This is a genomic window from Burkholderia sp. MSMB1459WGS (assembly GCF_001534535.1).
GTDB lineage: Bacteria > Pseudomonadota > Gammaproteobacteria > Burkholderiales > Burkholderiaceae > Burkholderia.
The window spans coordinates 83,194-95,699 of record NZ_LPMU01000075.1; the positions used below are offsets into that span (position 1 = coordinate 83,194).

At 67.4% G+C, this 12,506-nt stretch carries 12 protein-coding genes; 9 read left to right on the forward strand and 3 right to left on the reverse strand.

Going from position 1 to position 12,506, the window contains the following annotated elements; genetic code table 11:
• Window positions 1-10: 10 nt before the first annotated feature.
• Complete coding sequence (locus WT97_RS29070) at window positions 11-1,210, forward strand: TauD/TfdA family dioxygenase (RefSeq protein WP_060031080.1); 1,200 nt, start codon at window positions 11-13, stop codon at window positions 1,208-1,210.
• A gap of 193 nt (window positions 1,211-1,403) precedes the next feature.
• On the opposite strand, the gene WT97_RS29075 is transcribed toward WT97_RS29070, so the two are convergent.
• From WT97_RS29075 to WT97_RS29085, 3 genes are all read right to left on the reverse strand, one after another.
• Entirely contained in the window at window positions 1,404-1,700 is a 297-nt protein-coding gene (locus WT97_RS29075) for a DUF4148 domain-containing protein (protein ID WP_034204295.1), read from the reverse strand.
• Window positions 1,701-1,914: 214 nt separating this feature from the next.
• Window positions 1,915-2,901, reverse strand: a complete 987-nt coding sequence (locus tag WT97_RS29080; RefSeq protein WP_060354914.1) for an oxidoreductase — start codon at window positions 2,899-2,901, stop codon at window positions 1,915-1,917.
• A 166-nt stretch (window positions 2,902-3,067) separates the two neighbouring features.
• The gene (locus WT97_RS29085; RefSeq protein WP_006484717.1) at window positions 3,068-3,358 is read right to left on the reverse strand and encodes a DUF3331 domain-containing protein; all 291 of its coding nucleotides are present in this window, start codon (window positions 3,356-3,358) and stop codon (window positions 3,068-3,070) included.
• A gap of 662 nt (window positions 3,359-4,020) precedes the next feature.
• On the opposite strand from WT97_RS29085, the gene WT97_RS29090 reads away from it, so the two are divergent.
• From WT97_RS29090 to WT97_RS29125, 8 genes are all read left to right on the forward strand, one after another.
• On the forward strand, window positions 4,021-4,785 hold the full coding sequence (locus WT97_RS29090; protein ID WP_060354915.1) for an SDR family oxidoreductase: 765 nt from the start codon (window positions 4,021-4,023) through the stop codon (window positions 4,783-4,785).
• Window positions 4,786-4,855: 70 nt separating this feature from the next.
• Window positions 4,856-5,698, forward strand: a complete 843-nt coding sequence (locus tag WT97_RS29095) for an ureidoglycolate lyase (protein ID WP_059502362.1) — start codon at window positions 4,856-4,858, stop codon at window positions 5,696-5,698.
• Window positions 5,699-5,721: 23 nt separating this feature from the next.
• Window positions 5,722-6,999 (forward strand): L-fuconate dehydratase, encoded by a 1,278-nt coding sequence (locus tag WT97_RS29100; RefSeq protein WP_059502364.1) that lies wholly within the window; start codon window positions 5,722-5,724, stop codon window positions 6,997-6,999.
• Window positions 7,000-7,069: 70 nt separating this feature from the next.
• Window positions 7,070-7,846: an SDR family oxidoreductase gene (locus WT97_RS29105; RefSeq protein WP_060354895.1), complete on the forward strand. Its 777-nt coding sequence runs from the start codon at window positions 7,070-7,072 to the stop codon at window positions 7,844-7,846.
• A 12-nt stretch (window positions 7,847-7,858) separates the two neighbouring features.
• Window positions 7,859-9,397 (forward strand): sugar ABC transporter ATP-binding protein, encoded by a 1,539-nt coding sequence (locus tag WT97_RS29110; RefSeq protein ID WP_060354896.1) that lies wholly within the window; start codon window positions 7,859-7,861, stop codon window positions 9,395-9,397.
• A gap of 37 nt (window positions 9,398-9,434) precedes the next feature.
• A complete protein-coding gene (locus WT97_RS29115; protein ID WP_060354897.1) occupies window positions 9,435-10,472 on the forward strand; it encodes an ABC transporter permease in 1,038 nt (345 codons plus the stop codon).
• Window positions 10,473-10,544: 72 nt separating this feature from the next.
• A complete protein-coding gene (locus tag WT97_RS29120) occupies window positions 10,545-11,486 on the forward strand; it encodes an ABC transporter substrate-binding protein (RefSeq protein WP_059502372.1) in 942 nt (313 codons plus the stop codon).
• Between the two features lie 63 nt (window positions 11,487-11,549).
• Window positions 11,550-12,440, forward strand: coding sequence for an amidohydrolase (locus WT97_RS29125; protein ID WP_060354916.1), 891 nt, complete (start codon window positions 11,550-11,552; stop codon window positions 12,438-12,440).
• Window positions 12,441-12,506: the final 66 nt, after the last annotated feature.

Genomic DNA, 12,506 nt, shown 5'->3' on the forward strand with positions numbered 1-12,506 from the left:
GGAGGCAACGATGCAGGCAGCGGCGCAACACCGTATCGAGGACTGGCGGACGTTTTCGGCCGACGCGGCCATCGCGGCGGCGACGATCGGCGATGACGCGGTGGATATCGAGTGGAGCGACGCACGACGATCGCCGTTCCATTTCGACTGGCTGCGCGACAACTGCGCGTGTGCCGCGTGCGTGCATGCGATCACGCGCGAACAGGTGTTCGAGATCGCCGATGCGAGCGAGGATTTGTCTGCGCTCACCGTGCATGTCGAAACCGACGGTGCGCTGCATGTGGAATGGAACGACGGGCATCGCAGTGCGTGGTCGCCCGGCTGGTTGCGTGCGCATGCATACGACGATGCGTCGCGCGCGGAGCGCCTGGCCGCGCACGGGCGCCACGTATGGACCGGCGACGATGCGACGGCGATCGGCGTGTTCGCGTGGCGCGACGTGATGGAGGACGACCGCGCACTGCTGGCATGGCTCGGCGCTTTGCAGCGCACGGGGCTGACGCTCGTCGAGGGCGTGCCGGCCGAGCGCGGCCGCGTCGACGGGATCGCGCGCCGCATCGGCCTGATCCGCGAAAGCAATTTCGGTGTGCTGTTCGACGTCGAATCGAAGCCGCGCCCGGACAGCAATGCGTATACGTCGCTGAATCTTCCGCCGCACACCGACCTGCCGACACGCGAATTGCAGCCCGGCGTGCAGTTCCTGCACTGCCTCGCGAACGACGCGACGGGCGGCGACAGCATCTTCCTCGACGGCTTCGCGCTAGCGGACGCACTGCGGCGCGAACATCCGGACGATTTCGAACGACTCGCGTCGACGCCGTTCGAGTTCTGGAACAAGAGCGCGAATAGCGACTACCGCTGTTCGGCGCCGGTGATCGGGCTCGATGCGCGCGGCAACGTCACGGAAGTGCGCGTCGCGAACTTCCTGCGCGGGCCGCTCGATGCGCCGGCCGGCTCGGTTGCAGCGGTCTATCGCGCGTACCGGCGATTCCTCGCGCTTGCGCGCGAGCCGCGTTTTCGCGTGCAGCGCCGGCTGCGGGCGGGCGACATGTGGGCGTTCGACAACCGGCGCGTGCTGCATGCGCGCACCGAGTTCGACCCGTCGACGGGCCGCCGGCACTTGCAGGGCTGCTACGTCGATCGCGACGAACTGCTGTCGCGGTGGCGCGTGCTGTCGCGGTCGGCGCCGGCAGGGGCCGTGGCACGCTGACCGGCGCACACGACGCATTCACGCACACCTCGCCGGGAAAAAGCACCCGGACGCCACGCGTCCGGGCAAAGCCACCCGCTGCCGGGCGGCGGAGGTATGCGTTTCACAAAAAAGACGAGCCCCGCGAAGGGGGCTCGTCCGGACTGCGTCACTTCATCGCGCGATGCGCGGCGCCCGCCGAGGGCGCGTCGGCTTACTGGCCGAAGAAGATCGAATCGCGTGCGTTCGACGATGCGGCCGGCGCGCCCGAGTGGACGAGCGGAGCCGGTTGCGCGCCGTAGCCGCTGGTGTCGGCACCATGAACACGCGCTTCGGCGCTCTGGATGTCGTTCGGGTAGTACGGGCTCGACACGCCCGGCTTGTAGCCGGCTTGTTCGAGCTGGACCAGTTCGTTGCGCACTTGAGCGCGCGTCACGGTGCTTTGCGCGAATGCGCCGAACGAAGCGGACAGGGCGGCAGCGGCAACGACTGCGGAAACGAGCGATTTCATGGTGACCTCCGGTGTTTTATTGAGTTCGCTCTCGACACCATGTCTTGAGCGATTGATCAAATCTTAGTCACCGGCGTGTTCAGGGTAAACGCTGATTTTGACGATAAATTGTTTCCTGACTGGTAACAGTGCGGCGCCGTTTCAGTCTTTCAACGGGCTTTCTTTTCGGTTGACGTAATAAGTATGAAGAATATCGCGCACGCCGGCACGCGGTTCAGCGCGCTTCGGCTGTCGTGTCGAACGGCCGGCCCGGCGCGCGTCCGACGGGCGCGCCGGAGCTGAGGAAGCGCACGCCTGTTGCGGCTTCCGATGCTTCCCACAGCAATGCCGCCGACGCCACGCTGCGCGCCGCGCGCGGCACGCTTGCCGGTGCCGGCAGCCCGCGCGATTCGAACCAGCCGGACGGACCGATGTACGCGCCGCCGGCCAGATCGGGCGACGTCGCCGCATGAATCGCAGGCAGTGCGCCCTGGTCGGCCGGTTGCGCGAGATAACGGTTCGCGACACGCATCAGCGCGGCGCGGGCCGGCGAGCGGTCCATCGCGGGGCCGGCGAACTGCAGGTTGGTCGCCGCGTAGCCGGGGTGCGCGGCGACGCTGATGCCGGCGAACGCCGCGCGCTCGAAGCGGCGCTGCAACTCGAGTGCGAACACGAGGTTCGCGAGCTTGCTGTCGCAATAGGCGAGATAACGGTTGTAGCGATGCGCGGCGCGCAGATCGTCGACACGAATCCGACCGCCGCGGTTGAAGCCGCTCGACATCGTGACGACGCGCGCCCGGCGTGCGGCGCGCAGCGCCGGCAGCAGATGGCCCGTCAGCGCGAAATGGCCGAGATGGTTGGTGCCGAACTGCATCTCGAAGCCGTCGCGCGTGTGTCGCAGCGGCAGGAACATCACGCCGGCGTTGTTGCAGAGGATGTCGACGCGGCCGTGGCGTTCGCCGACGTCGGCCGCGAAGCGCGCGATCGACGCGAGATCGGCGAGGTCGAGCGGATCGACTTCGACGCGTGCATGAGGATGAAGCCGGCGGATCGCGTCGGCGGCCTGCGCGCCGCGGGCGGCGTCGCGGCAGCCCATCACGACCGTCGCGCCTTTCGCGGCCAGCGTTTCCGCGAGCTGCCAGCCGAGACCGCTGTTGGCGCCGGTCACGACCGCGACCTTTCCGCCTTGCGCCGGGACATGGCGCGCGCTCCATGCATGCATGTCTGCCTCCATCGGCGCGGCCGATCGGCCGCGGCGCGTAATCGTTACATTGAGTGGTGTAACGATAGTGCGGGCGGACGTAGCAGACAAGCGGAGGAATTAGACCGGCGCTTCTAGGGCTGGCGTACGGCGTGGCGCCGCCGGCCCGGCGCACGGCCGGCGGGTTTTACCTGCTGCCGGCCAGCGCGAGCACTTCGGCGGCGGAGATCATGGCGGCGGCGTTCGCGGGAGCGGGGCGTTCGGCCGGGCGGAATACTTCGTCGCCGCGGTGGATGACCTGGCGCGACAGCGCGCAGGTACCGGTGCGCTGCGCGAAGCGGCGTCGCCAGCGCTGTTCACCGTAGTGGCAGCGGCCGGGTTCGACCCAGCGGACGACGAGCAGCGTATCGGAACGTTCGAGGATTTCGACGTGGACGTCGGCGGGATCGAGCGCAGGCAGGGATTTGGAGGCCTTCATTTTGCCGTTTCCTAAAGCTCGTGCGGGTTCGGCCGTGGCAGTGGATGTCACTACCCGATGGCGAATCCGTAGCGGTTTCCATGAGTGGTGCGCTAAATGTAAGCGTCTGTGACCGGAAAAAACATCCTGTCTGGCTCAAATTACCTTTTGCCGATTTAGAAACAATCCACGCTTATTTTCTTGAAAAACCGACGACAAAAGGCCCCGGACGGGAAGTCCGGGGCGAAAATCGGCCCGCGCGCCGTGTCTGCTCGCCCAGTCACGGGGTACATCGCCGGGGACGGAGGTGCCCGCAGAGATCCGGCGCGGGCGGGGAGGCGATGTACCGGAAGCGCGGTCCGGCAACGCCATGATGGCGCGCACAACCCGTTGACACCCTGACGCGAACATGACTTTTTTGTCAGTTTGCCTGTCCGCCGTGCCGAACGTTGCGGAAGAAGCGGCTGGAATGCCCGCCGGTATTGGGTTCGAGCGGATCGCGGGGCGACGCCTCGACGCTACTTTCGCGCCGAATTTCGTGCGCCGGACGGATTCTTCGGCCCCGGGTAAATACTGAATCCCAATTTCGTGACAAACGCGCGATCCGTTCCTATGATTGGTTGGACCTTTAGTCCTTTGTGCCAATCGGCCGATGGGCGGCCGGCTTTTTCGGAGAGATGCTCATGAGATTGCAGGGCAAACGCGCGCTGGTGACGGCGGCCGGGCAGGGCATCGGCCGCGCGACCGCGCTGCGCTTCGCGAGCGAGGGCGCCGACGTGCTGGCGACCGACATCAACGAAGCCGCGCTGGTGCGGCTCGAAGCCGACGCCGAGCGCGCGGGCGGGCGGCTGGCCACGCGGCGGCTCGACGTCACCGACGCGAACGACATCGCCGCGCTCGCCGCGGGTGAGCGCGCGTTCGACGTGCTGTTCAACTGCGCGGGCTACGTGCACCACGGCTCGATCCTCGAGTGCGACGAAGACGCGTGGGCGTTTTCGCTGAACCTGAACGTCACGTCGATGTACCGGCTGATCCGCGCGCTGTTGCCCGCGATGCTCGAAGCGGGCGGCGCGTCGATCGTCAACATGGCGTCGGCGGCGTCGAGCGTGAAGGGCGTGCCGAACCGCTTCGTGTACGGCACCACCAAGGCGGCCGTGATCGGGCTGACCAAGGCGGTGGCGGCCGATTTCGTCGAGCGGGGCATCCGCTGCAACGCGATCTGCCCGGGCACGATCGAATCGCCGTCGCTGGCGCAGCGGATCGAGGACCAGGCGCGCACGCGCCACGTGTCCGCCGACGAGGTGCGCCAGGCGTTCGTCGCGCGCCAGCCGATCGGCCGCATCGGCACCGCGGACGAGGTCGCCGCGCTCGCGCTGTACTTGGCGTCCGACGAAGCGTCGTTCACCACCGGCACGATTCACCTGATCGATGGCGGCTGGTCGAACTGACCGTGTCGAACTGACCGTATCGAACCGGCCGCACCTTCCATTCACTTTCCGTTTCTGTTCATACGACGCTATGAAACTGCTGAGATTTGGCGACAAACACCATGAAAAGCCGGGCCTGCTGGATGCGCAGGGCCACATTCGCGACCTGTCCGGCGTGATCGACGACATCGCCGGCGACGTGCTGACCCCTGCGTCGCTCGCACGGCTGCGCGACATCCCGCCGTCGTCGCTGCCGCTCGTCGAGGGCACGCCGCGGCTCGGCGCGTGCGTCGGCCGCGTCGGCAAGTTCATCTGCATCGGGCTCAACTACTCGGATCACGCGGCCGAATCGGGGATGGAGGTACCGAAGGAGCCCGTCGTGTTCGGCAAGTGGACGAGCGCGATCTCGGGCCCGAACGACGACGTCGAGATCCCGCGCGGCTCGGAGAAGACCGACTGGGAAGTCGAGCTCGGCGTGGTGATCGGCCAGGGCGGCCGCTATATCGACGAAGCCGATGCGCTGTCGCACGTCGCGGGTTATTGCGTCGTGAACGACGTGTCGGAGCGCGAATACCAGCTCGAGCGCGGCGGCACGTGGGACAAGGGCAAGGGCAACGACACGTTCGGCCCGCTGGGCCCGTGGCTCGTGACGGCCGACGAAGTGCCCGATCCGCACGCGCTGCGGCTGTGGCTGGAGGTGGACGGCCACCGCTACCAGAACGGCACGACCGCGACGATGGTGTTCCGCGTGCCGCACCTGATCAGCTACCTGAGCCGCTTCATGAGCCTGCAGCCGGGCGACGTGATCTCGACCGGCACGCCGCCGGGCGTCGGCCTCGGGCAGAAGCCGCCCGTCTATCTGCGCGCCGGACAGGTGATCACGCTCGGCATCGACGGCCTCGGCGAGCAACGCCAGCGCACCGTACAGGCCTGATTTCCTTCAACGGACGGTTCGTCATGCCTATCATTCGATCGATGCGCGTCCTCGACGTGCGCTTTCCGACCTCGCGCCAGCTCGACGGCTCCGACGCGATGAATCCGGACCCCGATTATTCGGCGGCCTACGTCGTGCTCGAAACCGACCGCGACGGCCTCGAAGGTCACGGGCTCACGTTCACCATCGGGCGCGGCAACGAAATCTGCTGTGCGGCGATCGATGCGATGCGCCACCTCGTCGTCGGCCTCGACCTCGACTGGATCCGCGAGGACATGGGCCGGTTCTGGCGGCACGTCACGTCGGACAGCCAGTTGCGCTGGATCGGCCCCGACAAGGGGGCGATCCACCTGGCGACGGGCGCCGTCGTCAATGCGGTGTGGGATTTGTGGGCGAAGGCCGTCGGCAAGCCGCTATGGCGGCTTGTCGCCGACATGAGCCCGGAGGAGCTGGTGCGGGCGATCGACTTCCGCTACCTGACCGACTGCCTGAGCCCGGACGAAGCGCTCGACCTGCTGCGCCGGCAGGCGCCCGGCAAGCCCGCGCGGATCGCCGCGCTGGAGCGCGACGGCTACCCGTGCTACACGACGTCGGCGGGCTGGCTCGGCTACAGCGACGACAAGTTGCGCCGGCTGTGCCGCGAGGCGGTGGAAGAAGGGTTCGAGTACGTGAAACTGAAAGTCGGCGCGAACCTCGAGGACGACATCCGCCGCGTGACGATCGCGCGCGAGGTGATCGGCCCCGACCGCAAGCTGATGATCGACGCGAACCAGGTGTGGGAAGTCGACGAGGCGATCGACTGGGTGCGCGAGCTCGCATTCGCGCGGCCGTGGTTCATCGAGGAGCCGACGAGCCCCGACGACGTCGAAGGGCATCGCAAGATCCGCAAGGCGATTGCGCCGGTGCAGGTCGCGACCGGCGAGATGTGCCAGAACCGCGTGCTGTTCAAGCAGTTCATCGCGCGCGGCGCGATCGACGTCGTGCAGATCGACGCGTGCCGGCTCGGCGGCGTGAACGAGATTCTCGCGGTGATGCTGATGGCCGCGAAGTACGGGCTGCCGGTGTGCCCGCACGCGGGCGGCGTCGGGCTGTGCGAATACGTGCAGCACCTGTCGATGATCGACTATGTGTGTATTTCCGGTACGAAGGAAGGGCGCGTGACCGAGTACGTCGATCACCTGCACGAGCATTTCGTCGAACCGTGCGTGGTGCGCGGCGCGGCGTACATGCCGCCGACGGCGCCCGGCTTCTCGATCGAGATGAAGCCCGAATCGCTGGAGCAGTACCGGTTCCGCGGCTGACGCATGGCAACGCACGACGGCGCACCGCGCGCGTCGTGCGCGGCGACAACATGAACGACGGAGACGCGAAGTGGATTTGAATCTGCAAGACAAGGTCGTGATCGTGACCGGCGGCGCGTCGGGCATCGGCGCCGCGATCTCGATGCGGCTGGCCGACGAAGGTGCGATCCCGGTGGTATTCGCGCGGCACGCGCCCGACGATGCGTTCTGGCGCGCACTCGAGCAGAAACAGCCGCGCGCCGCGTGCGTGAGCGTCGAGCTGCAGGACGACACGCAGTGCCGCGACGCCGTTGCGCAGACCATCGCGCGTTTCGGCCGCATCGACGGCCTCGTCAACAACGCGGGCATCAACGACAGCATCGGGCTCGACGCCGGGCGCGACGCGTTCGTCGCGTCGCTCGAGCGCAACCTGATCCACTACTACGTGATGGCGCACTACTGCGTGCCGCACTTGAGGGCGGCGCGCGGCGCGATCGTCAACATCTCGTCGAAGACGGCCGTGACCGGGCAGGGCAACACGAGCGGCTATTGCGCGTCGAAAGGTGGGCAGCTCGCGCTGACGCGCGAATGGGCCGTCGCGTTGCGCGACGACGGCGTGCGCGTGAACGCGGTGATCCCCGCCGAAGTGATGACGCCGCTGTACCGGAACTGGCTGGCGGGTTTCGACGATCCGGACGCGAAGCTCGCCGGCATCGCGGGCAAGGTGCCGCTCGGCCGGCGCTTCACGACGGCCGACGAGATCGCCGACACGGTCGTGTTCCTGCTGTCGGAACGCGCGTCGCACACGACGGGCCAGTGGCTGTTCGTCGACGGCGGCTACACGCATCTCGATCGTGCGATCGGCTGAGGGCCGCGATTCATGCAACCCGACCCGAACCCGAACACCGCGCCGCCGCTGATCGCGCTGACCGGCATCGGCAAGCGCTTTCCGGGCGTGCAGGCGCTCGACGATTGCCGTTTCGACCTGCGCGCGGGCGAAGTGCATGCGCTGATGGGCGAGAACGGCGCTGGCAAGTCGACGCTGATGAAGATTCTCGCGGGCGTGTATCAGCGCGACGCCGGCGAAATCCGGATGGACGGCCGCCCGGTCGAGATCGCCGATCCGCGTGCCGCACAGGCGCTCGGCATCGGCATCATCCATCAGGAACTGAACCTGATGAACCACCTGAGCGTCGCGCAGAACATCTTCATCGGCCGCGAGCCGCGCGGGCGCTTCGGCGTGTTCGTCGACGAAGACCGGCTGAACCGCGACGCGGCCGCGATTTTCCAGCGGATGCGGCTCGATCTCGATCCGCGCACGCCCGTGGGCAGGCTGACGGTCGCGAAGCAGCAGATGGTCGAGATCGCGAAGGCGCTGTCGTTCGACTCGCGCGTGCTGATCATGGACGAGCCGACCGCCGCGCTGAACAACGCGGAGATCGCCGAACTGTTCCGCATCATTCGCGACCTGCGCGCGAACGGGGTTGGCATCGTCTACATCTCGCACAAGATGGACGAGCTGCGCCAGATCGCCGATCGCGTGACCGTGATGCGCGACGGCAAGTACGTCGCGACCGTGCCGATGGCGCAGACGTCGATGGAGTCGATCATTTCGATGATGGTCGGCCGCCAGCTCGATACGGACACCCGCACGCCGCCCGATACGTCTGCGAACGATATCGCGCTCGAAGTGCGCGGGCTGTCGCGCGGCCGCGCGATCCGAGACGTCGGCTTCACGCTGCGGCGCGGCGAGATCCTCGGCTTCGCCGGGCTGATGGGCGCGGGGCGCACCGAGGTCGCGCGCGCGGTGTTCGGCGCGGACCCGGTCGATGCGGGCGAGATCCGCGTGCACGGCAGGACCGTGACGATCCGCACGCCCGCCGACGCGGTGAAGGCCGGCATCGGCTATCTGTCCGAGGATCGCAAGCACTTCGGGCTCGCGGTCGGGATGGACGTGCAGAACAACATCGCGCTGTCGAGCATGCGCCGCTTCGTGCGCCGCGGCATGTTCCTCGATGCGCGCGGGATGCGCGAGACCGCGCAGTCGTACGTGCGGCAGCTCGCGATCCGCACGCCGTCGGTCGCGCAGCCCGCGCGGCTGCTGTCGGGCGGCAATCAGCAGAAGATCGTGATCGCGAAGTGGCTGCTGCGCGACTGCGACATCCTGTTCTTCGACGAGCCGACGCGCGGCATCGACGTCGGCGCGAAAAGCGAGATTTACAAGCTGCTCGATGCGCTCGCCGCCGACGGCAAGGCGATCGTGATGATCTCGTCGGAGCTGCCCGAGGTGCTGCGCATGAGCCACCGGATTCTCGTAATGTGCGAAGGCCGCGTGACCGGCGAATTGCGCGCGGCCGACGCCACGCAGGAAAGGATCATGCAGCTCGCGACGCAGCGCGAGTCGACCGTGTTGCCCTGATTGCCTCGATTGTCCCGATTCAGACGCCTACCCGATCATGTCCAACGATACGCACCCCGTTCCGCCCCTTGCCGCCGGCGACACGCCGGCCGCCGCATCGCGCCTGAAATCGCGCTTCTTCAACCCGGCCGCGCGGCAGAAGCTGCTCGCGTTCGCGAGCCTCGTGCTGCTGATCGTGTTCTTCAGCTTCGCGTCGTCGAACTTCCTCGAAGTCGACAATCTCGTGTCGATCCTGCAGGCGACCGCCGTAAACGGCGTGCTGGCCGTCGCCTGTACGTACGTGATCATCACGTCCGGCATCGACCTGTCGGTCGGCACGCTGATGACGTTCTGCGCGGTGATGGCCGGCGTCGTGCTGACGAAATGGGGGATGCCGCTGCCGCTCGGGATCCTGGCCGCATTGTGCTTCGGCGCGCTGTCGGGCTGCGTATCGGGCTTCGTGATCGCGAAGATGAAGGTGCCGCCGTTCATCGCGACGCTCGGCATGATGATGCTGCTCAAGGGGCTGTCGCTCGTGATCTCGGGCACGCGGCCGATCTACTTCAACGACACGCCGGGCTTCACGTCGATCGCGCAGGATTCGCTGATCGGCAACCTGATCCCCGCGTTGCCGATCCCGAACGCGGTGCTGATCCTGTTCCTCGTCGCGATCGGCGCGTCGATCGTGCTGAACCGCACCATCTTCGGCCGCTACACGTTCGCGCTCGGCAGCAACGAGGAGGCGCTGCGGCTATCCGGCGTGAACGTCGACGCATGGAAGATCGCCGTCTACACGTTCAGCGGCGCGGTGTGCGGGATCGCCGGCCTGCTGATCGCGTCGCGGCTGAACTCCGCGCAGCCGGCGCTCGGGCAGGGCTACGAGCTCGACGCGATCGCGGCCGTCGTGATCGGCGGCACGTCGCTGTCCGGCGGCGCGGGCAGCATCGTCGGCACCATCATCGGCGCGTTCATCATGAGCGTGCTGACCAACGGCCTGCGCATCATGTCGGTCGCGCAGGAATGGCAGACGGTCGTGACGGGCGTGATCATCATCCTCGCCGTCTATGTGGACATCCTGCGCCGGCGCCGCCGCTGACGCGCCGACACGCATGGGCTTCACCGCCGGCCGGGCCGGCATTTCAGTCGATACCAACCAAGGAGACGCGAAGTGATCAGGAGCAAGGTGTTGAACGCGATCGTCGGGCTGACGTTCGCCGTCGGCGTCACGGCCGGCGCGCAGGCGCAGGAAACCTATATCCCGCTGATCTCGAAGGGCTTCCAGCATCAGTTCTGGCAGGCCGTGAAATCGGGCGCGACGCAGGCCGCGAAGGACTACAAGGTGAAGGTGACGTTCGAAGGGCCCGAAACCGAGGCGATGGTCGACAAGCAGATCGACATGCTGTCCGCCGCGATCGCGAAGAAGCCGGCCGCGCTCGGCTTCGCGGCGCTCGACAGCAAGGCCGCGCTGCCGCTGCTGAAGAAGGCGCAGGCCGAGAAGATTCCGGTGATCGCGTTCGACTCGGGGGTGGACAGCGACATTCCGGTGACGACGGCCGCGACCAACAACAAGGCGGCCGCTGCGCTCGCCGCCGACAAGCTTGCCGCGCTGATCGGCGACGAAGGGCAGGTGGCCGTGGTCGCGCACGACCAGACGAGCCGCACCGGCATCGACCGCCGCGACGGCTTCCTCGAACGAATGAAGTCGGCGCACCCGAAGGTGCAGGTCGTGACCGTGCAGTACGGCGAAGGCGACCAACTGAAATCGACCGAAGTGACGAAGTCGATCCTGCAGGCGTATCCCAAGCTCAAGGGGCTGTTCGGCACCAACGAAGGCTCGGCGATCGGCGTGGTCAACGGCGTGCGCGAGATGAAGCGCAAGGTCGTGATCGTCGGCTACGATTCCGGCAAGCAGCAGAAGGACGCGATCCGCAGCGGGCTGATGGCCGGCGCGATCACGCAGAACCCGATCGGGATCGGCTACAAGACGGTCGAGGCGGCCGTGAAGGCGATCAAGGGCGAGAAGCTGCCGAAGGTCATCGATACCGGCTTCTACTGGTATGACAAGACCAATATCGACGATCCGAAGATCGCGGCGGTGTTGTACGACTGAACGTGGCGGAATGGCGGGGCGGCGATGCGGGCCGTCGCCGCGACGATCGAACACGAGGGCATCATGGGCGCAGTGCGCATCGATTCGCATCAGCACTTCTGGCGTTATCGCGCGGCCGACTATCCATGGATCGGACCGGACATGGGCGTGCTCGCACGCGACTACCTGCCCGACGCGCTGTGGCCGCAGATGCATGCGCAGGCGCTCGGCGCATCGATCGCGGTGCAGGCGCGCGCCGGCCGCGACGAGACGGCGTTCCTGCTCGATCTGGCGCGCGACGACGCGCGCATCGCGGCGGTGGTCGGCTGGGAGGATCTCGATGCGCCGGCGCTGGCCGACCGTGTCGCCGAGTGGCGCAGCCCGAAGCTGCGCGGTTTTCGTCATCAAGTGCAGGACGAAGCCGACGTCGGCACGTTCGTCGCCGATCCCGGCTTCAATCGCGGCGTCGCGTGGCTGCAGGCGAACGGCTACGTGTACGACGTGCTCGTATTCGAGCGCCAGTTGCCTGACGTGCGTGCGTTTTGCGCGCGGCACGACGCGCACTGGCTCGTGCTCGACCACGTCGGCAAGCCGGCGCTTGCCGAGTTCGAACGCGACGACACGGCGCTCGCACGCTGGCGCGCGTCGCTGCGCGAACTCGGCGCGCTGCCGCACGTCGCGTGCAAGCTGTCGGGGCTCGTGACCGAAGCCGACTGGCGGCGCGGCCTGCGCGCGCAGGACATCCGGCACATCGAGCAGTGCCTCGACGCGGCGCTCGACGCGTTCGGCCCGCAGCGGCTGATGTTCGGATCGGACTGGCCCGTGTGCCTGCTCGCGGCGTCGTACGACGAAGTGGCGTCGCTGGTCGAGCGCTGGGCCGAATCGCGGCTGTCGGCGGCCGAACGCGGCGCGCTGTGGGGTGGCACGGCCGCGCGTTGCTACGCGGTGCCGGGCGACGTGAAGCGCGGCATATAAAATAGGCGCGAACGGTCTGCCGATTCGTCGGGCCGTCCGGAACGAAACCGATTACCAGCGTCAACG